The 23599-nt window shown below is 57.4% G+C and carries 15 protein-coding genes, 1 tRNA gene and 3 pseudogenes; 8 read left to right on the forward strand and 11 right to left on the reverse strand.

The window, feature by feature from the left end:
- Positions 1 to 381: 381 nt before the first annotated feature.
- Entirely contained in the window at positions 382 to 9051 is an 8670-nt protein-coding gene (locus tag QK293_RS04665; RefSeq protein ID WP_282375898.1) for a glucoamylase family protein, read from the forward strand.
- A gap of 212 nt (positions 9052 to 9263) precedes the next feature.
- Here the strand turns inward: QK293_RS04665 and QK293_RS04670 are convergent, their stop codons facing one another.
- Positions 9264 to 10700: a J domain-containing protein gene (locus QK293_RS04670; RefSeq protein WP_282375900.1), complete on the reverse strand. Its 1437-nt coding sequence runs from the start codon at positions 10698 to 10700 to the stop codon at positions 9264 to 9266.
- Between the two features lie 445 nt (positions 10701 to 11145).
- A complete protein-coding gene (locus QK293_RS04675; RefSeq protein ID WP_282375901.1) occupies positions 11146 to 12126 on the reverse strand; it encodes an AraC family transcriptional regulator in 981 nt (326 codons plus the stop codon).
- A 518-nt stretch (positions 12127 to 12644) separates the two neighbouring features.
- Here QK293_RS04675 and QK293_RS04680 point away from each other — a divergent pair.
- Positions 12645 to 13079: a hypothetical protein gene (locus QK293_RS04680; RefSeq protein ID WP_282375903.1), complete on the forward strand. Its 435-nt coding sequence runs from the start codon at positions 12645 to 12647 to the stop codon at positions 13077 to 13079.
- A gap of 256 nt (positions 13080 to 13335) precedes the next feature.
- Here QK293_RS04680 and QK293_RS04685 read toward each other — a convergent pair whose 3' ends face one another.
- On the reverse strand, positions 13336 to 13701 hold the full coding sequence (locus QK293_RS04685) for a histone-like nucleoid-structuring protein, MvaT/MvaU family (protein WP_282375904.1): 366 nt from the start codon (positions 13699 to 13701) through the stop codon (positions 13336 to 13338).
- Positions 13702 to 14163: 462 nt separating this feature from the next.
- Between QK293_RS04685 and QK293_RS04690 the strand changes: the two are divergent.
- Together QK293_RS04690 and QK293_RS04695 are read left to right on the forward strand one after the other, a co-directional pair.
- A pseudogene (locus QK293_RS04690) lies at positions 14164 to 14464 on the forward strand (hypothetical protein).
- Positions 14465 to 14593: 129 nt separating this feature from the next.
- Positions 14594 to 14662: pseudogene (locus QK293_RS04695) on the forward strand (hydrolase); the annotation flags it as partial.
- A gap of 257 nt (positions 14663 to 14919) precedes the next feature.
- On the opposite strand, the gene QK293_RS04700 reads toward QK293_RS04695, so the two are convergent.
- The 8 genes and pseudogenes from QK293_RS04700 to QK293_RS04735 all read right to left on the reverse strand — a co-directional run bounded on the left by QK293_RS04700 (position 14920) and on the right by QK293_RS04735 (position 20277).
- Entirely contained in the window at positions 14920 to 15135 is a 216-nt protein-coding gene (locus tag QK293_RS04700) for a hypothetical protein (protein WP_282375905.1), read from the reverse strand.
- A 225-nt stretch (positions 15136 to 15360) separates the two neighbouring features.
- A pseudogene (locus tag QK293_RS04705) lies at positions 15361 to 15625 on the reverse strand (maltose alpha-D-glucosyltransferase); the annotation flags it as partial.
- A gap of 125 nt (positions 15626 to 15750) precedes the next feature.
- Positions 15751 to 15826: transfer RNA gene (locus QK293_RS04710), tRNA-Gly, on the reverse strand.
- Between the two features lie 62 nt (positions 15827 to 15888).
- The gene (gene pgsA / locus QK293_RS04715; RefSeq protein WP_282375906.1) at positions 15889 to 16449 is read right to left on the reverse strand and encodes a CDP-diacylglycerol--glycerol-3-phosphate 3-phosphatidyltransferase; all 561 of its coding nucleotides are present in this window, start codon (positions 16447 to 16449) and stop codon (positions 15889 to 15891) included.
- A 32-nt stretch (positions 16450 to 16481) separates the two neighbouring features.
- Complete coding sequence (gene uvrC / locus QK293_RS04720) at positions 16482 to 18305, reverse strand: excinuclease ABC subunit UvrC (RefSeq protein ID WP_282375907.1); 1824 nt, start codon at positions 18303 to 18305, stop codon at positions 16482 to 16484.
- Between the two features lie 2 nt (positions 18306 to 18307).
- Positions 18308 to 18949, reverse strand: coding sequence for a UvrY/SirA/GacA family response regulator transcription factor (gene uvrY, locus QK293_RS04725; protein WP_008015884.1), 642 nt, complete (start codon positions 18947 to 18949; stop codon positions 18308 to 18310).
- Between the two features lie 126 nt (positions 18950 to 19075).
- Positions 19076 to 19519 (reverse strand): GNAT family N-acetyltransferase, encoded by a 444-nt coding sequence (locus QK293_RS04730; protein WP_282375908.1) that lies wholly within the window; start codon positions 19517 to 19519, stop codon positions 19076 to 19078.
- Positions 19519 to 20277, reverse strand: a complete 759-nt coding sequence (locus QK293_RS04735) for a carbon-nitrogen hydrolase family protein (RefSeq protein ID WP_282375910.1) — start codon at positions 20275 to 20277, stop codon at positions 19519 to 19521. The genes QK293_RS04730 and QK293_RS04735 overlap by 1 nt, the downstream gene beginning before the upstream one ends.
- Before the next feature lie 160 nt (positions 20278 to 20437).
- On the opposite strand from QK293_RS04735, the gene QK293_RS04740 reads away from it, so the two are divergent.
- From QK293_RS04740 to QK293_RS04755, 4 genes are all read left to right on the forward strand, one after another.
- Positions 20438 to 20566 carry a hypothetical protein gene (locus QK293_RS04740; protein WP_282375912.1) on the forward strand — a complete coding sequence of 43 codons (129 nt, stop codon included), beginning with the start codon at positions 20438 to 20440 and terminating at the stop codon, positions 20564 to 20566.
- A 336-nt stretch (positions 20567 to 20902) separates the two neighbouring features.
- Positions 20903 to 21967, forward strand: a complete 1065-nt coding sequence (locus QK293_RS04745) for a 3-deoxy-7-phosphoheptulonate synthase (RefSeq protein ID WP_282375913.1) — start codon at positions 20903 to 20905, stop codon at positions 21965 to 21967.
- 311 nt (positions 21968 to 22278) lie between these two features.
- On the forward strand, positions 22279 to 23160 hold the full coding sequence (locus QK293_RS04750) for a triacylglycerol lipase (protein WP_282375914.1): 882 nt from the start codon (positions 22279 to 22281) through the stop codon (positions 23158 to 23160).
- 108 nt (positions 23161 to 23268) lie between these two features.
- Positions 23269 to 23550, forward strand: a complete 282-nt coding sequence (locus QK293_RS04755) for a peptidylprolyl isomerase (RefSeq protein WP_282375915.1) — start codon at positions 23269 to 23271, stop codon at positions 23548 to 23550.
- The last annotated feature ends 49 nt before the right edge of the window (positions 23551 to 23599 follow it).

The raw sequence follows: 23599 nt of genomic DNA on the forward strand, positions 1-23599 counted from the left end.
AAAAAATCCTCGCCCGGCTTTTCTGCGGTGAGATGCCCTGTCGGTGTCCCCGAATGCGCTCAGGCCAGGCCCGCCCATCGTTGAAGTCTTTCGAGGTCCGCTTCAGGCTCTCCATTAGTCCTGCAGCCCTTAGCCCATCCTGAATAAGTCCGAAGGTTATCGGTGCTCATAAGTCAGGGTGGACATAAAATTCCGATCAGCCGCTGACGCAGCTATGCTCGCTAGGCATACAAACATAGATCAGCTCCTTTGGCAGACTCCAAGCCAGCCGTAGTGGTGCGCTGCAAGGTGCTCGTGACGCAGCCATCAGGTCAAGAACTGCGTCGGGAGTACTCCCACCCTCATCACTCCATTCGTCGAGGGCGTGTCATGCAAGGAAACATGGACAGTCATTGGACCCACGTCTTCTTCCGGTTCTGGCGTCTGCCTGCCATTTACTATCGCCAGTGGAGCGAATCACGTCGTAAATTCGAGTACGAATCACTGCTGCGCTCGGAGTTGTTCAGCGCCGAACAGATGGCCAGCCATGGAACGCTACTCGCCCAACAGCACCGTATTAGCAGCCGCACGACGAAAGACTCGCTGCTGGCGCGCTTGGCCGACAACGAGACGACGCTAGCCAGTAGCTGCAAGGCGCTCACTGCGGCACCGTTGTCCGCCCGGCGTGCAACACCGGCAGCGGAATGGTTATTGGACAACTATTACCTGGTCGAAGAACAAATCCGCACCGCCAAGTCTCACCTGCCCCGAGGCTACAGCCGTGAGTTGCCGCAATTGGCCGATGGCCCGTCGGCAGGATTGCCACGGGTCTACGACATCGCTCTGGAGACCATTTCACATGGCGACGGCAGGGTCGATGAGGAGAGTCTGAGCCGTTTTGTAGTGTTCTATCAGACGATAACACCACTCACACTCGGCGAATTGTGGGCGATTCCGATCATGCTACGCCTGGCTCTGATCGAGAATCTGCGGCGAGTAGCTTCGCGAGTCATGGCTAACTGGGATGACCGCAACCTGGCCAATGACTGGGCCGATCACTTGATCGAAACCGCCGAGCGCGATGCCAAAAGCGTGGTCCTGACGGTCGCTGACATGGCGCGCTCGGAGCCGCCGATGACCTCATCATTCGTCGCTGAACTGGCGCGACGGCTACAAGGGCAAAGTGCCGCGCTGATACTGCCATTGGCCTGGATCGAGCAGATGCTCAGCGAGTCAGGACTCAACATCGAGCGCCTGGTGCAGGTGGATGCCCAGCAGCAAGCCGCCGATCAGGTGTCCATCAGCAACAGTATCGCCAGCTTGCGTCTGCTGTCGGCCATCGACTGGCAGGAGTTCGTCGAACACCTGAGCCACGTCGAGCAAGTGTTGCGCACAGACCCGGCAGGGATCTACGCGCGTATGGATTTCGCGACCCGAGATCACTATCGGCATGTGGTCGAACGCTTGGCCAGGAATTGTGACCAGGCTGAAAATAGCGTCGCGCAAGCGGCCATCGCCCTGGCCGATACCCGGATAAGGCCTCCGCCCGAGGGTGATGTGGCTGGACATGTGGGTTACTACCTGGTGGGCCCCGGACTCAATCAGCTCGAGCATCGAATCGCCGCTCGAGTGCCCTTGGGCGAGCAATGGCCACGCCTGCTGCTTCGCGTACCGCTGACCTTCTACTTGGGTCTGGTGATGATCCTGTCAACGCTGTTCGCCTGGCCTTTCCTTGAGGCCGTTTATCGCGACGCAAGGCCTGGATACCTGCTGGTATTGCTCGCGATACCCACGCTGCTGATGTCCAGCCGCCTGGCCATCGGGCTGGTCAATTGGCTGATCACTCTCACCCTGCCCCCCAGCTTTGTTCCCCGGCTGGATTACAGCCAGGGTATCGCGCTGCAAGCGCGCACGTTGGTGGTCATTCCCACCCTGATAGCCCATTGCGTGGATGTCGAAGAGTTGGTCGAAGGCCTGGAAGTACGCTTCCTGGCCAATCGGGATGCCAATCTGCACTTCGCCCTGCTCACCGATTTCATGGACGCCCCCACCCAGGAGCTGGAGCAGGATGCGAGCCTGATGTTGCTGGCACGGCGGTTGATTGAAGGGTTAAATCAGAAATACCCCGACCCACACAATGACCGCTTTTTCCTGTTGCATCGACCAAGACGCTGGAACGAGGCCGAGCAGACCTGGATGGGCTATGAGCGCAAACGCGGCAAACTCGCCGAGCTCAATGCCCTGCTGCGAGGCCGGGGCCAGGAGTACTTTTCACTGATCGTGGGCAATATCCAGGCACTGACTGCCGTTCGTTACGTGATCGCCCTCGACACTGATACTCAATTACCGCGTGATGTTGCACAGCGATGCATCGGCGCGATGGAGCACCCGCTCAACCACCCCGTGTTCGACCCGCACAAGGGCCATATCAGCAGCGGTTATGCGATTTTGCAACCGCGAGTGGGCATCAGCCTGCCGAGCACTGCACGCTCTTCCTATGCCCGGCTGTTCGGAAACGATGCAGGCGTCGATCCTTACACCCGCGCTGTTTCGGACGTCTATCAGGATCTTTTCCAGCAAGGTTCATTCATTGGCAAAGGCATCTACGCCGTGGATGCTTTCGAGCACGCCCTGGAAGGATGTTTCCCGGAGAACCGCATCCTGAGCCACGACCTGATCGAGGGTTGTTATGCCCGCTCGGGGTTACTCAGCGACGTGCAACTGTTTGAAGAATACCCCGCCCGTTACAGCGCCGACGTCAAGCGCCGGCATCGCTGGATTCGCGGGGACTGGCAGTTGCTGCCTTGGGTCATGCCCTGGACGCCCAAGGCAGGTGGAGGGCTGGAGCGCAATCGTCTTTGCGCCGTGGCGCGCTGGAAAATTTTTGACAATCTTCGGCGCAGTCTGGAGCCGAGCGCTTTCCTGATAATGTTGCTGTGGGGCTGGCTTGGAGCAATGGAGCCTCGTTCGTGGACCTTCGCGGTGCTTATCCTGGTACTGATCCCACCGCTGTCGAGCGCCTTGCACGAGCTCATGCACAAAACCGTCGACGTTCCGATCGAGCAGCATTTGACCGCGGCCCTGGGCACCTCCAGCCAACACTTTATGCGGGCGGTCCTTCCTCTGGTCTGGTTGCCGTTCGAAGCGTTATACAGCCTGGATGCAATCGGCCGTACGCTGTGGCGCATGCTGATCAGCAAGCGTCGTCTGTTGCAGTGGAACCCTTCACGGGAAGTGGAACGCAGCGACAGCAACACGCTATCCGAGCTGTACCGCACAATGTGGATAGCCCCATTGCTGACGACGGTCCTTTTTGTACTGTTACTACCCACTCCGAACGTGCTCGCCTTGGCCGGACCATTTTTGCTGCTGTGGCTGACGAGCCCGGCTGTCGCTTGGTGGCTCAGCCGGCCTTCCCCCCGGGCGAAGTTCAATCCTTCAGCGCAGGAGCTGCGCTTCCTGCGCTCTCTGGCGCGAAAAACCTGGGCGTTCTTCGATCAATACGTCGGTCCGGCCGACAACTGGCTACCCCCTGACAACATCCAGGAGCAGCCCCACCTTGCCATTGCACACCGTACATCGCCGACCAATATGGGCATGGCGCTGCTGTCCCATCTGGCCGCGCACGATTTTGGCTATCTGAGTGGCGAGCGGCTACTGGAGCGCCTCGATCAGTCCTTGTCCAGTATGGCCGGCCTGGAGAGCTACCGCCGGCACTTCTACAACTGGTATGACACCTTGACGCTCAAGCCCTTGCCACCGCTCTACGTATCGACGGTAGATAGCGGGAATCTGGCAGGGCTGCTATTGACCTTGCGCCCAGGGCTGTTGGACCTGATTGATGCGCCACTGTTTGATCTGCGGGTGGTCAATGGGCTGATCGACACCCTGAATGTGCTGCAAGACACCCTACTCGCCGCGGGCCTGGACGACGCCGAGGTACGAACCCTGCAAGACGAAGCGCTCGGGGCGCAGGCCCGGATTGTTTCGAACCCTGACGACGCCCCCGAGACGCTCCTGACCTTGCTGGAGCGCATGAATGCACCCACTGCCCTCAGCGGCTTGGCGACGGTCGGTGAGGCCGCTTTCTGGCTCAAGGCATTGTGCGCGCAATGTCAGGATCTGCAGGCCGAGCTGCTGCGCTTTAGACTGCCGCCCGCCATCGACAGGACAGAGCCGTTGGCACTCAGCTGGCGCCAATTGGCGCAAATCGATGTCGCTCGCTGGTTGCCGGCTCAGCAGGCTCAAGTGACGTCCGTGCAGCGCCTGGCTGTGCAGCGCATTGCCTCGGTCACCCGCCTGGCCAATCTGGCCGACACCATGGCGAACATGGACTTCACTTTTCTCTATGATTCCCGGCGCAATCTTTTCGCTATTGGCTATAACGCCAGCGAGCACAAGCTGGATACGGGTTACTACGACTTGCTGGCCTCGGAGGCGCGACTGACCAACTATGTGGTTATCGCTCAAGGTCAGTTACCTCAAGAAGGCTGGTTTAGCCTTGGAAGACTGCTCACCAGCAGCGGCGGCATACCCGTGCTGTTGTCATGGACTGGCTCGATGTTCGAGTACCTGATGCCCATGCTGGTAATGCCCAACTACGAAGGTACCCTGCTCGACCAGACCTGCCGCGCGGCGGTCGCCTTGCAGATAGAGTACGGCAATCAGTTGGGCATTCCCTGGGGGGTTTCCGAGTCGGGTTACAACATTCAGGATGCTCACTTCAACTACCAGTATCGCGCATTCGGTGTACCAGGCCTGGGTCTCAAGCGAGGCCTTGGCGAAGACACCGTTGTCGCCCCCTATGCCAGCGCCCTGGCGCTGATGGTGGCCCCCGAGGCCTCGTGCCGGAACCTGCAGCGACTGGCCGCGCTGGGCCTGGCCGGGCGCTACGGCCTATATGAAGCCGTGGATTTCACCGCGGCGCGCTTGCAACGCGGGCAGCGTTGCGCAGTCGTCTATTCCTTTATGGCGCATCACCAGGGCATGAGCCTGCTCGCGCTGACTTTCTTGCTACTTGACCGTCCGATGCAGCGACGTTTCGAATCCGACCCGCAATTCCAGGCGACCACCCTGCTGTTGCAGGAGCGTGTGCCGAAGACCGCCGCACAGTACCTGCATGCCGCGAGCGCGCCGGCTGCGGACCGGGCATCACGAATACATGAAACCAAGCTGCGAGTCTTTTCCGATCCTGACCGCAAACGCCCTGCGGTGCAGTTGCTCTCCAACGGCCGCTACCATGTGATGGTCAGCAGTGCCGGCTCAGGTTACAGCCGCAGCAACGAGATTGCTGTCACCCGTTGGCATGAAGACTTCACCTGCGACAACTGGGGTATGTTTTGTTACCTGCGCGATGTTGCAAGCGGCACGTTCTGGTCCGCTGCGCACCAACCGACGTTGCGCCATTCGGAAAGCTACGAAGCCATCTTCACTGATGCCCGTGCCGAATTCCGTGTGCGTGAGCAAGACTTCGACACGCATACCGAAATCGTCGTATCACCGGAGGACGACATCGAGTTGCGCCGCTTGCACATCACCAACCGCGCGCAAGCGCGCCGCAGTATTGAACTCACCAGCTACGCCGAGGTAGTGCTGGCTTCGGCCATCAGCGATGCGATGCACCCAGCCTTTAGCAATCTGTTCGTGCAGACCGAGCTGTTGCACCCGCTGCAGGCAATCATCTGCACGCGTCGGCCACGCTCCAGCCAGGAAACAGTGCCCTGGATGTGTCATTTGCTGGCAGCGCATGGTGTACATGTCGATGCGCTCTCCTACGAGACCGACCGTGCGCGCTTTATCGGCCGTGGGCGCAGTGTCGTGGCCCCGGCGGCAATGGACGATGAGGTCGAACATTTATCAGGAACCGCCGGCCCGGTACTTGATCCGATTGTAGCGATACGTTGTCGCATCACCCTGGACCCCGGTCAGACGGCGACCATCGACCTGGTGACCGGCCTTGCCGACAGCCGTGACAACTGCCTGCACCTGATCGACAAGTACCGCGACCGTCATCTGGCCGATCGCGTCTTTGACTTGGCCTGGACCCATAGCCAGGTGCTGCTGCGCCAGCTCAACGCTTCATTGAGCGACGCCCGTCTGTTCGAGCAAATGGCCGCGTCGATCATCTACGCCAACGCTGCATTACGGGCCGAGAGCAGCGTACTGGTGGCCAACCGGCGTAACCAGTCCAGCCTCTGGGGTCAAGCGATATCGGGTGACTTGCCCATCGTGCTGCTGCAGATCAGCGATCTGGCTAACATCGAGTTTGTGCAGCAGGTGGTCAAAGCTCATGCCTATTGGCGTCAGAAGGGCCTGTCGGTCGATCTGGTGATCTGGAACGAGGATCAGGCCGGCTATCGCCAGCAACTGCAAGACCTGATTATGGGACTGGTTACCTCGGGCAGTGAAGCGAGCCTGGTCGACCGTCCTGGCGGGATTTTTGTGCGCCAGGCACAACAGTTGTCGGGCGAGGACCGGACACTGATGCTATCGGTGGCCCGCCTGGTACTCAATGACGGCCACGGCAGCCTGGCCGACCAGGTCCATCGGCGCCGCGCGGACCCTCTGCTCCCCAGGCTCGAACCGAGTCTTGTACGAGTGGAACAACCACCTGTGGTTTGTGCCGCACAAACCGACCCTGCCTTGATATTGAGCAATCCCTACGGTGGCTTCAGCCCGGACGGTAATGAATACGTAGTGACCCTGCGACCAGGCCAACCCACACCCGCGCCTTGGGCCAATGTGCTGGCCAATGCGCACTTCGGCACGGTGATTTCCGAAAGCGGCGCCGCTTACACCTGGAGCGAGAATGCTCACGAATATCGTCTCACCCCTTGGCATAACGACCCAATCTCTGACCCCAGCGGTGAGGCGTTGTACCTGCGCGACGAAGATACCGGCCACTTCTGGTCGCCGACCCCACAACCCTGCCCAGGTAGTGGCCTTTACCGTACTCGCCATGGTTTCGGCTACAGCGTATTCGAGTATGAAGAGGACGGCATCCATACCGAGTTGTGGGTCTATGTGGCGCTGGATGCACCGATCAAATTCTCGCGCCTGAAAATTCGCAATACCAGCGGCCGGCCACGACGTTTGTCGGCAACGTGCTATGTGGAGTGGGTACTGGGGGATTTGCGGAGCAAGTCGGCCATGCATGTGGTCACGGAGGTGGACCCATTCAGTGGCGCGCTATTCGCGCGCAACGCCTTTTCGATCGAGTTCTCCGGGCGCATCGCCTTTCTCGACACGGACTCGACGGGGCGCAGTTTTAGCGGTGATCGTGCCGAATTTATGGGTCGCAACGGAACCCTGCAAACGCCTGCAGCACTGTCTCGTGCCCGACTGTCCGGACGGTGTGGTGGTGGTTTCGACCCGTGCGCAGCGATGCAGGTCGCACTGGAACTGGCGGACGGCGAAAGCCAGGACGTGGTGTTCCGTCTCGGCGCCGGGCAGGACGCCAAATCAGCCACCCACCTGGTGCAAAAGTACCGCGGCGCCAAGGCCACGGCAGGTGAACTGGACGCTGTGCGCTTGCATTGGCGCACGACCTTGGGGGCCATACAAATTCAGACGCCCGATCCAGCCATCGATGTGCTCGTCAACGGCTGGCTGATGTATCAGGTCATCGCGTGCCGCTTCTGGGCGCGTAGCGGCTATTACCAATCCGGCGGAGCCATTGGCTTTCGTGATCAATTGCAGGACAGCATGGCAATGATCCATGCCGACCCGGCTGCCGCGCGCCGCCACCTGCTGCTCTGCGCCGCGCATCAGTACCCCGAAGGCGACGTACAACACTGGTGGCATCCACCGCAAAGTCGGGGTGTGCGAACGGGCTGTTCCGACGACTTTCTTTGGTTACCCCTGGCAACCAGCCGCTACGTGTCCATCACCGGTGATCGTAGTGTACTGAGCGAAGTGGTGGGTTATATCGAGGGACGCGCACTGAATGCTGGCGAAGACTCCTACTACGATCTGCCCGGCACTTCGCAACTCCAGGAAAGCCTCTACCAACATTGCGTGCGCGCCATTGAGCATGGCCTCAAGCGCGGATCCCATGGGCTGCCGTTGATGGGGGGCGGGGACTGGAATGACGGAATGAATCGAGTTGGCGAGCAAGGCCTTGGTGAGAGCGTCTGGCTTGGCTTCTTCGGCTACGAGGTGCTGCTGCAATTCGCCAGTACTGCGCAGCTGGAAGGCGATAGGGTCTTCGCCCAGCGTTGTACCGACCAGGCGGCAACCTTGCGTGTGAGCCTGGAAAATCACGGTTGGGATGGCGCTTGGTACCGCCGCGCTTACTTCGACGACGGCCAGGTATTGGGCTCTGCGAGTAACGAGGAATGTCGTATCGACTCCATAGCGCAAAGCTGGTCGGTGCTCAGCGGGGCTGCATCGCAGGTACGGCGCCGAACGGCCATGGATTCACTGGATCTGCACTTGGTCCGGCGCGATACCGGCGTGGTGTTATTACTGGACCCGCCGTTCGACAAGGGTGCACTGGATCCCGGCTACATCAAAGGCTACGTCCCTGGTGTACGCGAAAACGGTGGCCAATACACGCACGCTGCTGTCTGGGCAAGTATGGCCTTCGCCCGTCTCGGCGACAGCCACAAGGCGTGGGAGCTGCTGCGCATGATCAATCCCGTCAGCCGTCGCAGCGCTGCACAAATCGAAACGTACAAGGTTGAGCCTTACGTGATGGCCGCCGACGTCTACGGGGTTGCGCCCCACACAGGACGCGGCGGATGGACCTGGTACACCGGATCGGCGGGCTGGATGTATCGCCTGATCGTCGAATCACTGCTGGGGCTGAAACGCTGCGCCAACTCGCTGCGCATTGAACCGGTGCTGCCAGCCGATTGGCCGGGTTTCACCCTCCACTATTGGTTCGGCGCAACCCTCTACCACATCGAGGTGCGCCAAAACGAAGACGCAACACACACCCTCAGTCTGGATGGCAAGCTACTCAACGATGCGACGTTAGGATTGCTGGACGATGGGATAGAACACCGTATTTTGGTGACCTGCCCGAAATCTGCGGCAGTTAATGAGGGGCGCGTCACATCAACTTCTTAACGACCGTTGTAACAGGGGTTCTGAGCGTAGCGCACAGAGCCCCTGCTTTGGACTAGTCTGAGGGACAAAGTCATTCTCTGAACGGTGGCGTTATATGTTCGATGCATTTAGGTCACGACAGAACTATCGACTTGCCGCACTCCCTGTTATGGCAACGGAGTGATCTACCCCAAATCGAACAGGTCAAATGTATAGTGTCGGACACCCGATAATCAGAATTCATCTTCGGCAAGATTAAAGGTGGTCATAGTGCCGTTTTTGACTTTATACAGCGTCAGCGTGAGGTGACTGTATTGCGTACCTCGAGAAGTCTTTTTTTCTTCAAGCGTGAACTGTTCAGAGCGTGACAGACTGCCGGAAACTAGATCCCTATAGCGCACATCATAACCACCAGGTGTAACTGCTTTGACCGTAAAGCGTCCGTGTGCAGGAATGAACACGAAGCGGGCCGGCTTGTCGTGATTTCCGTCTAGGGATACTAGCTTTACAAAGACGTCCGAATTGTTCTGGCCGTTGTCGATGGTGACGGTCGAATGCCCCTTAGCGTTGGTTTGAGGGAACCCCTTCAAATAAGAGGCCAATCTCGGCCAAGGTTGCCCGTTTGGTGCTTTCGGTGGCCTGACCCAGGCTTGTTTGACGACCGGAGTGCCAGCGTTCGTCGAGTACGCCTGAGCCACAGGTTGGCGCGTTGAGCTTGTCCCCGCCGCATTCGGAGAAGGTATCCCGGCGGTTGAAGTCTGCTTGCCGTGGTCGACATTCGCCATAGCTTCAGCTACGTATAGCGTAGGGCCTCGCGGCGGAGCATAAGTGTTCGTCTGCGCGTTCAGTATCACTGAGGAGATGCCAGCGGCAATTACAGCGACTACCCCTAATTGCACAAAAAACCGACGCTGCGTGAGTTTCCACGCGTTCCTAAGGCGGACACTACTGCCGCTGGGCGCGTCTAAAAACGCTTCAATGTGTGCGCGTAACTTGGCCCCTTCGTCATCGACGTAACTACCGTCGGACTTTTTCTTGCGAGGAATTTTTTGCGCCAAGCTAAGCGCATCCAAGGCAACTGCGCGCGCCATATCGGGGCGGCCTGTGGCGGCGAAAAAACGGGCCTGATGGGCAGCCAATCGCGCGTTAGGCAACACCGGTCGCTTGCCTCCGAGCATATTGACCCATAGGGCCTGGATGGAATAGATCGGGCCCCACGGAAAACCCCACCACCCCAAGGCCCAGGTAATCGCGGTGGCCTGAAGTGCCTTTTTTTCGGCACAAGGGCTGCAAAAAACCCCTTGGGTCATTGAGCGTACTGTGAAAACCAGGAAGCTCTTGGCTTTTAAGAAAATCACGTAACGAGGCTGGGCAGAGACTTTGCCGCAACATGAGCAGACGATTGGCTTGGGCGCCTCGAAAGCTTCGGCGCAGACCTCCTCGGCTGCGTCGACCGACATCGTGTCATATTCGGCTCGAGACTCTGGTTCGGAGAGTACGGCGTAGGCTTCATTGAGGTGCTGAAATTGGCTGGTCGCGCCTGCTGACGCGCTCCGATCAGGATGTAGTTCCATTGCCCGACGACGATAGGCGGCTTTGATCAACGCGCCATCAGCGTCGTTATCTACCCTGAGAATGGCATAGTAGCCTTTCGGATCTCTACTCCCCATAGCTCTCGTCCCTATCTTATTCTCATGCTGCTTGCGTGCCTGATCTAACCATCTATTGCGTTCGGCTAAAATCTCAGCCTTTCGAGTGGTAACGTTTTTCAACGTTTACAAGGTTTCGGACTTCGCTTGCAACAACAGAACAGGCTAACTCTAGGGCAATACGCCACTATTCAGAATAGCAAATTCTATTCCCGTGCCATAAGCCCAATTCTGCGCAGTCTGCCAATGAGGAAGTGGCGCACACGCTTAGCGGTGGACATCCCTGTCTGACCTTCGCACCAACTACGCGATTGACCCAGCGAGCCCTTCGGGCTTGAGTAGGATCAAGGCAACCCGTGGTCATAACGTCACGACAGTGCCAGTCGTAAACCTCGGCTCAGATGGCGACTATCGTATGAAGTTCAACAGCCAGTTCTACCGAACCCACCGAGTCATCCGGCATGCCTTAGCCAACTAGACGAGGCTTGGCTTCCTTGACCTTTCGCAGGGATTCATCGACTCGATACTGACCGGGCGTCATGCCGAACCAGCGAATGCAAGCTTTGTGGAAACTGCTGTGGTCGTGGAACCCGAGCAGGTGAGTCACGTGCTTCATATTGAAATGGGAATGACGCAGGTAGAAGTCGGCCAACTGCCGACGCACGTCGTTCAGCACGTCCTTGAACTGGGCGCCATCCTTCTCGAGTGCTCGTTGCAACGTTCGCTTGCTGATGTTCAGCGCGGAGGCTATCGATTCCATATCACACTGCCCTTGCCCCTGACTCAGGCGCTCGGTGATCAGCCCACGAATTCTGCATACAATGGTGAAACCGTACAATAGGTCCAGCTGAGCTTCGGCAAAACTGTCATGGAGTACAGCCAACGCCTCGTTGGCCATGCTCAACGGACGCAGAAGCTCTTGGCCATCGAACAGGATGCTGTCATAGGCCGCACCGAAACGCAGCTCACAGCCAAACAACCGCTGATGCTCCGAGATGTCTTCAGGTTCGGGATAGGTGAACTCCACGCTTAACGGTTGCGGCAACTTGCCACCGGCCAGCCAACCACAGAATCCCAGCAGCGACGCGAGTCCGGCGTCGGTGTACTGCCGTGGCTTGACCGAGTCGCACTGGTGATCCAGCCCGGCCAGTCGATAATTCTGCTCTTCTTGACCCAAAAACAGACTAAGTCCAGAGCTAATCAACGGGCTGAAACGCACGAGGCGTTCCAGCGCCCGCTTCAGATTCAAGCTGGACATCATCGTGTACCCTACAATCTGGAAGTTACCCGGGTGTACATGCCCGTAGGCTTTCAGACCAATATTCGAATCGCCAGACGCCTGCGCCGCCAATTCCCACAGACGGTAAATAACACTTCGTTTGTAGAAGGCTTGCTGCTGACTCAGCAGCATCATATCCAGCCCGGTTTCCCGGGATAAATTGATCACATCCAAACCTTGAGCCGAGAGCGTATTCACCAACACACTGGTATAGCCTGTACCCACTCTATACATGACAACCTCAAAGACCTGTTGAACCAAGCATCCTTTAGTGAGCCATTGCGAATTCGCTCTGAAATTCATACTAACGGCCATTCATTACAGGGTCGTTATGCATGCTATTAAAGACAATCCACGGCGAGCGTAGCCCCCGAGATCTTGCTGGCGTCTTCAAAGAAACGGGTGTAGCTCATTGGTTCAAAGCGGGGCACGGGTTCGCATGAAGCGAACGACACTCCTGCTACCGATTGGTCGTCCATGGTCGCGAACCGAACTTCCGGACTGGGACAATGGCAGCCTGTCCTGACAGGCAGCAATCGGCCACAAGCAGTCAACCGTTTCACAACGTTGCATTCTCCTCAATGAGCTAGATATACATCCCGGTCCCGGTATGATTTTCCTCATAAGGCCATTGGCCTCTACGAATAAGCTACCATAGCTTAACCGTGTTTTTTCAGGAGAAGATTATGCATCGATTGGTGAAACCGTCGGATTATGTTCTTCAGACTGTGATGGACAAAATGGTTTACATTCTTCCTTGGGAACGACGACATTGTCCGGGAAATCCAACGGATGAACCCGAGCAAGGCGCTCTGCTCTATAACAAATACATCCTGAATTTCTTAAATGGTGTAACACCGCGAGCACCAAGCGAACGAATAATTGAAATTGCGCAATGGTGTCTGGCGTTAGCCGGAGAGCCTGCTAGGGCGTTGGCAGATGATTTGTCTGCGGCCTACCTGAGTCGATACAGCTTTGTGCTAGCTGACATTTCAAAATACGATGATGAATCGAAAGAATCCCGGGGGCACTTGGCGCTCTGTTCTGACGAAATTAAAAAACTGCCACCGAATCTCGTGATGGCTTTGCGGGCTCGAGCTGCAGGCCTTTTGTTACGCTGACGCCTGGGACAGTGGGATGATCCCTTTTCAACAGAGGATCCTCCGCCTTCTTGTGTCATTCATAGAAATGACGAGGTGAGAAATGAAAGCTGTCGTATTTCATGGCGTGGGCGACATTAGGTTGGATGAAGATTCTTTGACCATTCGCAAAAGCGGTCATACGTAAATCAGTGGGTGTTGCTCTGAGACCTAAAGCTCTGGAAATCCGATAACGGAAAGGGCTCTCGTAGGGCCCTTTGCTTGTACCCAAACCAAATCACTTGGTCAGCCAAGACTCGACAGTGTCGGAGCCGTATTTCGCTTTCCACTCTTTCAGAGTTTTGTGGTTGCCGCCTTTGGTTTCGACGACTTCGCCAGATTCCGGGTTTTTGTAGACCTTCACCTGACGTGGCTTGCGCGTGGCAGATTGCGACTGGGCAGCTGGAGCACGACGACCGGCCTGTGGATCAAGCAACTTAACGACGTCTTTCAAGCTGTAGCCGTACTTGGCAAGCAGGGCGCGGAGCTTGGTTTCGAATTCGATTTCCTGCTTGAGCCCGGCATCCCCCTTCAGTGCTTCGAGCGCTTGGAGCTGTTCGGCAAGGTGTTTTTCAAGTTGACGGAATTCGGCGAGCTTGGACATGGAAAACCTCTTTGTGATTAGTCTCCTAACGTTACACCAAAAACTCCGATTTGCCTGAAGTAAGCGTGTTTACTTTGCTCATTAAGTCGCATCAATTACAGGATTTGCACTTGCGCAAACGTCGATCAATCAACGTTTGACGACGAGAGAAGGTTCGTAAAATCACAACGGACATTAGGTGCGATGGCGCGGCCTCTGAAACTGGTGCGGAACGGAACTGAGCGCCAAGGTGTCATTTGTATTAGGCACCTAGGTGTCACACATCCCGTTGAGATAGAGAGGTCGTTTTTATGAACAATATCATCTACATCGTTGGGGCCGTTGTCATCGTCCTGGTTATCCTGTCGTTTGTCGGTCTTGTATAGACTGCCAGCTTAGAATCGTTTTGTGACCGGATGCGGTCTAGTACGAACCAAGCCACGGCACTTGAAATAACAAGGCATTTCCGACATGTAGGCAACAATCCCTAACGATAGCTACTTTGTCGTCAAAGGGCCGCTGTGGCGTTGCAGCAACCTCCCAACTGCAGATGCCCGGCAGCGTCTCGTCGACGAATTCATGGACGCGCGATGTGAGGTAAAGGCAGCGAAACCCCTGGCAACGCTACGCAGTTAAAGGCAGCCAGAGCATGCGTTCAAACGGCCAAGGTGCGCTTGGGGAGCGCGGGCCAGTTAGGTGGGACGACGGTTGCCAAGACTTCAACAGGTGCCGAGTGGTACCGCTCCTTGACCAACGAAATCTCCACAGGCATTGTCCCTCCTGAGTTGACAGTCAAACCGTTTTCACCCTATTTTTCCCCTTCTCGTAGATCATTAATCTGAGCCCATGTTGAACGACGCCTTTAACCCACTTCGATAAAGGATTTCACCATGAGCAACGCCCCTTACACCGCCTGAACAAAGACGACGCTATAGTCCTGATGATCGACCATCAGACCGGTCTGATCTCGCTGGTGCAGGACTTCGAACTGCCGACCATTCTCATCACCAGTTTCGAACAACGCAACCTGATGAACAGCGACTCGGTATTAGCAGCGCGCCCAGCTTAATTCGGCTTTGCAATTCCGAAAGCGCATGCAACAAAGCGCCCTCGAAGGACCCTTTTGTACTCAAACCAACATCACTGGACAGCCGAAACTCTACGTTGACGGAGCTGCCATGCGTACCGACGCCAAACATACGGTTAGTTCAACCAGCCCGCCAAGTCGCAGGCGGTCAGTCACGCGAACTTGATGGCACCGCCCTGAATGTCGTCGCGCGCCAATCGCAGGTCATCGGCGTCCTGATTGAGCAGGTGAACCAGGTTGAGCAAACGTTGCCGCAACACCTCGTCCGTAAGCTGCTCAGTTGCACGCATAACATCCAGCGCCGCGTGCTCATTGTTGGTCGCGACGGAGTCGAGCAGTTTGCGCATGCTTCTTGATGGCCGATTCATCTCTAGTACCTCGGATTCCAGTGAGGCGAATCATACGGCCAGATTATTTCGCCAATGTTTCAACTGCGAGGGCTGGCTCTGCGCCGCAGACACCGGCTGAGTTGTTGTTGGAAACCCTAAACCATTGGATCTAGCTAACGGTTTCAAAGCGATCAGCAGGGTAAATATGGTTTCCACATTGCGTTCAGGCCCGGACATCAGCGGGGTCACGTCCGCGCAGCGGCCCTAGATCATCGGCGAGCCACTGACCACACGCAGTGCCAATCCTTCATAGGCATCCAGCGTGATGGTGAATTCGCCCTCAGGCGTGAGATCGCCTTCGACCCGCTCATTGATAATGTCGACCACCGGCTCCCACGTAGACCATGATCAGCAGCCCCGAGTGCTGGACATCCGGAATCAGGATTTGGCGACTGGCCGCGATATCGTAGGAGCGGCGAACAGCAAGGATTTTCTTCAGCTGCGAAGCAAACGAATCCGGGTCTTTCAACAGCCTTGACGGCCCGTCAGGAGAGAAAGACTGCAGCAAAGGAATTTTATACCGTGGCGCTGGAACTCCACTTTTCTCTGGACGAAAAAAATGGACCTCTTTTCAGAGATCCATTTTTTAATGCTTGGAGCGGGAAACGAGACTCGAACTCGCGACCCCGACCTTGGCAAGGTCGTGCTCTACCAACTGAGCTATTCCCGCGTCTTGGTGTGGCGCATTCTATAGAATCCAGAAGCCTCGTCAACACCTTGATTCAAAAAAGTTTATTTCTTTTCCACATCGGTCTTCAGGTGCGGCCAGGCAGCCCGCAAGTATTGGACCATGGACCACAACGTCAGGCCCGCGGATATCAGCAACAAGACGTACCCCACCAACACCCAGAACGTGAAATCCGACGGATTCGCCAGCAGAATCACCAAGGCCAGCATTTGCGCGGCGGTTTTCCATTTACCCAGGTTCGACACGGCGACGTGAGCGCGGGCGCCGAGTTCGGCCATCCATTCGCGAAGTGCCGAGACGACTATCTCGCGACCGATGATCACAGCGGCCGGCAGCGTGAGCCACAGATTGCCATGTTCTTGTACCAGCAATACCAGCGCAACAGCGACCATCAGTTTGTCAGCAACGGGATCTAGAAAAGCCCCGAACGGCGTGCTTTGTTCCAGTCGGCGGGCCAGATACCCATCGAGCCAGTCTGTGGCGGCAGCAAATGCGAAGACCGAGGCGGACGCCAGGTAGCTCCATTGATAAGGCAGGTAGAACAGTAATATGAAGATCGGAATGAGCAGGACGCGTAGTACGGTAATCAGATTAGGGATATTCATCGGCACAACTGGCTACGAGGTGAGGGGGCATTCTACTCGCTGTGCAGATTTGCATAAATCAACTCTGCGAGCTTTTTACTGATCCCGGGGGATTTGGCGATTTCTTCGATGCTGGCACGAGACAGCTCCTGCAATCCACCAAAATGTTTTAACAAATCGCGGCGACGGGTCGGTCCGACACCGGCGACGCCCTCAAGTGTAGACGTTCGACGGGTTTTCCCACGACGTGCGCGGTGCCCGGTAATCGCGAAACGGTGAGCTTCGTCGCGTATCTGCTGGATCAAATGCAGTGCGGGAGAATCGCCGCGCAAGGTAAACTCGTGGGCAGCATCGTTCAGGTACAGGGTTTCGAAACCGGCCTTGCGCGTGGCGCCCTTGGCCACGCCCAGCAGAATCAGGTCAGGCACCGCCAGCTCATTGAGCACGTCGCGGGCCATGGACAACTGCCCCTTGCCACCGTCTACCAGCAGAATATCCGGTAGTTTGCCCTCCCCGTCCTTCAGTTTGCTGAAGCGTCGAGTCAGGGCCTGATGCATCGCAGCGTAGTCATCGCCTGGGGTGACGCCTTCAATGTTGTAGCGACGATAGTCGGACTTGATCGGACCTTCGGGGCCGAACACCACGCAGGATGCCACGGTCGCTTCGCCGCTGGAGTGACTGATGTCGTAACACTCCAGACGCTGTGGTGGCTCGTCCAGGTTCAGCACTTCTGCCAGCGCATCGAAACGTGCGGCAACGTGCTGACGATTGGCCAGGCGTGCACCCAGCGCCTGTTCGGCATTGGTGACCGCCAACTGCTGCCAGCGTGCTCGCGTGCCACGAACCCGATGACTGATGGTCAATTCGCGACCGCGCAACTCTTCGATGGCCGCGATCAGGGTCGGGAAGTCTTCGTGAACCACGTTGACGATCAGTTCGCTCGGCAAGTCGCGTTCTGGACTGGTGATGAAATACTGGCCGAGAAACGCCGCCATGACCTCGGAAACGTCTTCGTCAATACCCACCTGCGGGAAGAAGTTCTTGCTCCCCAGCACCCGCCCGCCGCGCACACTGATCAAATGAACGCAGGCACCACCCGGATTGACAAACGCCGCGATCACATCGACATCGCCGGTCCCGCCTTCCATGCTCTGCTGGTCCTGAACCCGGCGCAGTAATGAAATCTGATCCCGCAACTCAGCCGCACGCTCAAACTCGAGGTTGATCGCCGCCTCTTCCATTCCTGCGGACAACTCATCCGTCAGTGCATTACTGCGCCCCTCAAGGAACATCACCGAGTGCCGCACATCTTCGGCATACACCTCGGGCTCCACCAACCCGACACAGGGCGCCTTGCAGCGTTTGATCTGGTATTGCAGGCAAGGACGCGTGCGGTTCTTGTAATAGCTGTCTTCGCACTGGCGAACGAAAAACGTCTTCTGCAGCAGGCTCAGGCTTTCACGAATCGCACCGGCGCTGGGATAAGGACCGAAATATTTGCCCTTGGCCTTTTTCGCGCCGCGATGGATGCTCAAGCGTGGAAACTGGCCGTCCGAGAGAAAGACGTAAGGGTAGGATTTGTCGTCACGCAGCAGGATGTTGTAGGGCGGACGCCACTCCTTGATCAGCGTCTGCTCAAGCAACAAGGCTTCGGTTTCATTGGCCGTAATCGTCGTTTCGACCTGAGCGATACGTGCCACCAGCGCAGCCGTCTTGGGCGCAAGACCGGATTTGCGGAAGTAACTCGACAGACGACTCTTGAGGTTCTTGGCCTTACCGACGTATAGCAGGCGTGCCTCGCTGTCGAACATGCGATACACACCGGGACGCCCACTGACTGTCGACAGAAAGGCGCTGGGATCGAAGGCTTCAGTCATGTTCAGAGGCTAGCATCAACCATGCCGTGACGAACCGCCAACAGCGTCAACTCGACATCGCTGCTGATCGAAAGCTTTTCGAAAATGCGGTAACGGTAGGTATTCACTGTTTTTGGTGACAGGCAGAGCTTGTCGGAAATGATCTGGACTTTCTGACAGCCGACAATCATCAACGCGATCTGGATTTCCCGCTCCGACAAGGCGTCGAAAGGCGAATCATTGGTCGGCTGGAAGGATTTGATCGCCAGCTGCTGTGCAATCTGCGGACTGATGTAGCGTTGCCCGGCGAATACCAGGCGGATGGCCTGGACCATTTCCGGCAGCCCGGCACCCTTGGTCAGATAACCCGCGGCACCCGCCTGCAACAACCTTGTAGGAAACGGATCTTCTTCACACACGGTGACTGCGACGACTTTGATATCCGGATGGCTGCGCAATAGTTTGCGCGTGGCTTCAAGACCACCGATACCGGGCATCTTGACGTCCATCAGCACCACATCGGGTTTCAACTCACGCGCCTTGAGCAAGGATTCTTCCCCTGACTCAGCCTGGCCGACTACTTGCAGGCCATCGATGTCAGCCAGCATTCGTGTAATGCCTGTACGAACGAGATCATGGTCATCGACTACTAGCACCCTAATCAAGCAGACACCTCGCGATATGGTCTTATTGGGTTGCCGACACCTTAGCAAAAAGCGACTGGCAGACCTAGCGGCAAGCGTCATATAAAAAGTTTCAATACATCTTGAAAGGCTTGTCGTATGCGTGTTTCAGCCAGGCAAGGCATCGATATCGCGCTGCATTCTCAGGAAACACTCGTCCGTGCCGACTACCTTCAGGCCCTTTCTCTCATACAACCCTTGCGCGGGGTTGTTTTCAAAAACCGTCAAACGCAATGCCGGACGCCACTCCTTACACGCCATGGCAAATACCTGATCGATTGCCCAGGAACCGGCGCCCTGCCCTCGAAACGCTTCGATGACATGCAACTCGCGGATGTACAGGGCGTTGGCATCACGGCTCAGACTGACGTAGCCCAGCAAGGTCTCGTCGCGCACAATCAACCAGTTCTCTCGCCCTGCCCAGCCCACATCGAAACCTTCGTCCTGCCACAACAGATCGTGCTGGATGTAATAGCGCAGCATGTTTTGGCGGGTCAGTTCACGAGCGAAGTCGAGGTCCCGGAGCGTCGCCGGGCGTAATTCAAATGCCATCAAGCCTCCGCAACAGCCACTATTTGCCCCTTCCAACCGTCAGCATCGCGGCGAGCCACGACCAACAGGTTGCCTGTACCCGGTGCGGCCGCAATCAGCGAGCCGTCCGACGACCAGATCGCGCTGCGCCCTGCCGATTCCCAGCCCCCCGTTGCACCGCCATGGTTGGCCATCAGGACCGCCATCGAATGAGCGCTGGCGTAGCCCTTCAACAACGTGGTATCCGGGGCGTAGCCGTTTTCCGTGATTAGCACGCCCGCGGCATAGAGATCGGCGCCTTGCTGCGCCGCCGCGGCGGCATGACTGGCGTGAGAGAAATCCGCACACACCGCCAACGCGACAGTATCGGCACCCATGGCCAGGGTCGAACCGCCGGTGCCCGGTGCAAATGCCACTTCCTCGCCCGGATGCAGATGCTGCTTGCTGTAGATCCCGAGCGAACCATCGACGCCCAATACCAGCGCCCCAATCAATACTGGCGAATCCTGCGACAGCCGAATCGGCATCCCGACGACAGCCGTCACACCGACTTCCCGCGCGAAATCCCGCAGCGGCTGCAGAACCTCGGCGTGCGGCACAATGGCCAATTCAGCCGCCAGTCCACGCTCGTACCCGGTCAGCGATAACTCAGGGAACACCAGCAATTGCACGCCTTCCTCTGCGGCAACGTGCATGAAGCGCTGATGCCACACAATGTTTGCGGCAAGGTCACCGGCGATGGAGATCGATTGAGCAGCGGCGATGATCAGTGGCGTCATGATTCGTCCTTGTGACGTTGTACGTGAGCGAAGCACAAAGTGTGTCACAACCGGCGACGCACTCAAGCGATAGAAAACGCCGCCGGTGATCGATAGCATTTTCTGATTGAATCCGCGTACCGGCCTCGAGTAAGCTCGGTTTATACATCGGAGAAAGTCCATGCTCAACACCCTCTCACCGCTTCACACCGCCAGCGCCCTGCGCTCGGTTGCGGCTGCCCGGGTGAACGACATCGGTGCTCCGGTCAGCTTTTATTTTGGGTATTGGTTTAGCCACTGGCGCGCCTGATACCCACACGGCGCCCACTTTAAACGGGTCGCCACCAGAGAATTTTCAACCCCCGGTCGGCTTCCCGACCGGGGGTTTTGTTTTTTCAGCCCCGCACATTTTTAGCGACACGCCAGACAACCAGAGGATTCAAAAATGAACTACGCCACTTATTACCGTTACGACAGTTTTACCGCCTGGCGATTTACCAGCTTCCGCTCGGGACAGCCTGCCGCCTCCGATCGGTCACCTACAGGTGGCAAGCACACACACGCAGCCAATCCGGCCAATTGTCGAACACCCCAGTAGGGCCGAGTGCGCGGGAACGAACCCGCCGCCAGCCCAGGAAGCCCGAATATGAACTCGTCCGTCTCTGCTCTGCCGCTGTCCACCTTGAGCCCTGCCAATGAAGCACTGACCTTGCGTCTGCCCAGCTCATTGCAACTCAAACAGCAATTACCACTCAGCAACGCCCTGAGCCAGCAAGTCGCCGCCCACCGCCAAGCGGTTCGCGCGATCCTCAACGGTGAAGACTCCCGTCTGCTAGTCATCGTCGGCCCCTGCTCGATTCATGATCCAAAGTCCGCCCTCGAATACGCCGGCAACCTCGCCCGCCTCGCCGCCGACGTCAGCGATGAAGTGCTGCTGGTAATGCGCGCTTACATCGAAAAACCCCGCACCACCGTCGGCTGGAAAGGCCTGGTCTACGACCCCCATCTGGATGGCAGCGATGACATGGCGGGCGGTTTGACGCTGTCCCGCGAACTGATGCGTGAAATGCTTCGCCTGGGACTGCCGATTGCCACCGAACTGCTGCAACCGATGGCCGTCGGTTACTTCGACGACCTGCTGAGCTGGGTCGCCATTGGCGCTCGCACTACCGAGTCGCAGATCCACCGGGAAATGGCCAGCGGCCTGAGCATGCCGGTCGGCTTCAAGAACGGCACCGATGGCGGTGTCGGTGTTGCCAGCGACGCCATGCGCTCTGCCGCCCATCCGCACCGGCACTTCGGTGTCGATAGCCAGGGCTACCCCGCGATCATTCAGACCCCGGGCAATCCCGACACGCACCTGGTATTGCGCGGAGGCCATCGCGGGCCGAACTACGACCGCGCGAGTGTCGCCCAGGTGCACAGCGATTTGACCGAACTCAAGATCCCGGCACGGATCATGGTCGACTGCAGCCATGCCAACAGTGGCAAAGACCCGTTGCGTCAGCCGGCGGTGTTCAACGACGTGCTTGAACAACGCCTGCAAGGTGACCGATCGCTGATCGGCATGATGATCGAGAGCCATCTGTTCGAAGGCTGCCAACCGCTGAGCCCGTCAATGCGTTACGGCGTGTCAGTCACGGACGGCTGCCTTGGCTGGAGCGGGACGGAACAGCTGTTGCGCCAGGCAGCCGACCGGCTCAGAGCGTAGAACCGGGATCAACAACCGGCGTGAGCCACACCCTCGTCCAGTCCTCGATAGAGGACTGGAAGTCGGAATCGAGACACGATGAACAGGCAAAAGGTTTTCCCGAAGTAGGCCATCGCAGAAAAACGCTCTGTTACAGATAAAAAGATGTCCAAATATTCCGACCAAGAGCTCATCTACTTTCGAGCTTTCGTACATTTTCTATTCCGTTTTCATCAGGTTACAGCGGCTTTTTCATACAACGTCGAGCTGCTGGTGTGCTTTAGAGTGAGCCCATCAACACACCGCTGAACGACTGCGAAAAAGGAAAGAACATGCTACGGAATGCAACTACTCAATATCCGATCCTGTTGATCCACGGGCTCTTCGGCTTCGATCGCATCGGCAAGATCGAACTCTTTCATGACGTCAAGCAGGCCCTCAGAAGTGCAGGCGCAAGAGTGTTTGTCCCGCACGTGTCGGCTACCCATAGCAATGAAGTCCGCGGCGACCAACTCCTGGCGCAGATCGACCGCGTGCTGGAAGGCACCGGTGCGAGCAAAGTCAACTTGATCGGTCACAGTCAAGGCGCACTCGCCGCACGTTATGCGGCGGCGGTTGCACCGGAGGCAATCGCTTCGGTGACGTCCGTCAGTGGACCGAATCACGGCTCGGAGCTGGCTGACTTCCTGCGCAAGGCACTGACGCCCGGCCGCCTGCCAGAGCACGTCGCCGAGACGGTTGCCACCTTGTTCGCAGACTTTCTGTCATTGCTCAGTGGCAACCGCCAGCTACCGCAAAACGCTATCGCCGCGCTGAATGCCCTGACCACCGAAGGCGTCGGCGCATTTAACGACAAGTACCCCCAGGGATTGCCGAAAACCTGGGGTGGCAAGGGTCGCGAACGGGTCAATGGCGTACGTTATTACTCCTGGAGCGGCACCCTGCAGGGCGACATCCTCGACAAAGGGCTCGATGCCCTGAATCCACTGCATGGGTTTCTCCGCGCCTTTTCCCACTACTTCACCACCGAAGCCGAGCAGAACGACGGTCTGGTTGGCCGCTACAGCTCTCATTTGGGCAAAGTCATTCGTTCCGACTATCCGCTGGATCATCTGGACAGCCTCAGCCAGACCGCCGGCCCGTTGCGTAAGGGCATCGACCCGATTGCCCTGTATGTGCAGCATGCGGAGCGCCTGAGAAATGCCGGCCTATAAAGGCATGCCATACCGGCCTGCGCGGTCTGAACGGAACTTTGAGAAGAAATAGACCACTGAATCCGGTAGGCTCCGCATTTTACTGAACATTGAAAGGAGTATTTTTCCATGCCTAAAGCCACTGCCCGTCACATCCTGGTTGCCTCGGAAGCCAAGTGCAACGAACTCAAAGCCCAGATCGAGGGCGGCGTCGATTTCGCCGAAGTCGCCAAAGCCAACTCCATGTGCCCGTCCAGCCGCCAGGGCGGTGATCTGGGTACGTTCGGTCCAGGCCAGATGGTCAAGGAATTCGACACCGTGGTCTTCAGCGCACCGATCAACGTGGTGCAAGGCCCGGTCAAGACCCAGTTCGGTTACCACCTGCTGGAAGTGACCAGCCGCCAGGACTGATCAACCCTTACGTTTTCTGCACAACGGCCTGCCTTTTTGGTGGGCCGTT

It is taken from the genome of Pseudomonas sp. AL03, assembly GCF_029960815.1.
In the GTDB taxonomy this organism is placed as follows: Bacteria; Pseudomonadota; Gammaproteobacteria; order Pseudomonadales; family Pseudomonadaceae; genus Aquipseudomonas.

Excerpts from the sequence above, each read along its gene's own strand:
- QK293_RS04665 (WP_282375898.1), top strand. The coding sequence starts at position 382 with ATGGACAGTCATTGGACCCACGTCTTCTTCCGGTTCTGGCGTCTGCCT.
- QK293_RS04670 (WP_282375900.1), bottom strand. The coding sequence starts at position 10,700 with ATGGGGAGTAGAGATCCGAAAGGCTACTATGCCATTCTCAGGGTAGAT.
- QK293_RS04680 (WP_282375903.1), top strand. The coding sequence starts at position 12,645 with ATGCATCGATTGGTGAAACCGTCGGATTATGTTCTTCAGACTGTGATG.
- QK293_RS04685 (WP_282375904.1), bottom strand. The coding sequence starts at position 13,701 with ATGTCCAAGCTCGCCGAATTCCGTCAACTTGAAAAACACCTTGCCGAA.
- QK293_RS04700 (WP_282375905.1), bottom strand. The coding sequence starts at position 15,135 with ATGAATCGGCCATCAAGAAGCATGCGCAAACTGCTCGACTCCGTCGCG.
- pgsA (WP_282375906.1), bottom strand. The coding sequence starts at position 16,449 with ATGAATATCCCTAATCTGATTACCGTACTACGCGTCCTGCTCATTCCG.
- uvrC (WP_282375907.1), bottom strand. The coding sequence starts at position 18,305 with ATGACTGAAGCCTTCGATCCCAGCGCCTTTCTGTCGACAGTCAGTGGG.
- QK293_RS04730 (WP_282375908.1), bottom strand. The coding sequence starts at position 19,519 with ATGGCATTTGAATTACGCCCGGCGACGCTCCGGGACCTCGACTTCGCT.
- QK293_RS04735 (WP_282375910.1), bottom strand. The coding sequence starts at position 20,277 with ATGACGCCACTGATCATCGCCGCTGCTCAATCGATCTCCATCGCCGGT.
- QK293_RS04740 (WP_282375912.1), top strand. The coding sequence starts at position 20,438 with ATGCTCAACACCCTCTCACCGCTTCACACCGCCAGCGCCCTGCGCTCG.
- QK293_RS04745 (WP_282375913.1), top strand. The coding sequence starts at position 20,903 with ATGAACTCGTCCGTCTCTGCTCTGCCGCTGTCCACCTTGAGCCCTGCC.
- QK293_RS04750 (WP_282375914.1), top strand. The coding sequence starts at position 22,279 with ATGCTACGGAATGCAACTACTCAATATCCGATCCTGTTGATCCACGGG.
- QK293_RS04755 (WP_282375915.1), top strand. The coding sequence starts at position 23,269 with ATGCCTAAAGCCACTGCCCGTCACATCCTGGTTGCCTCGGAAGCCAAG.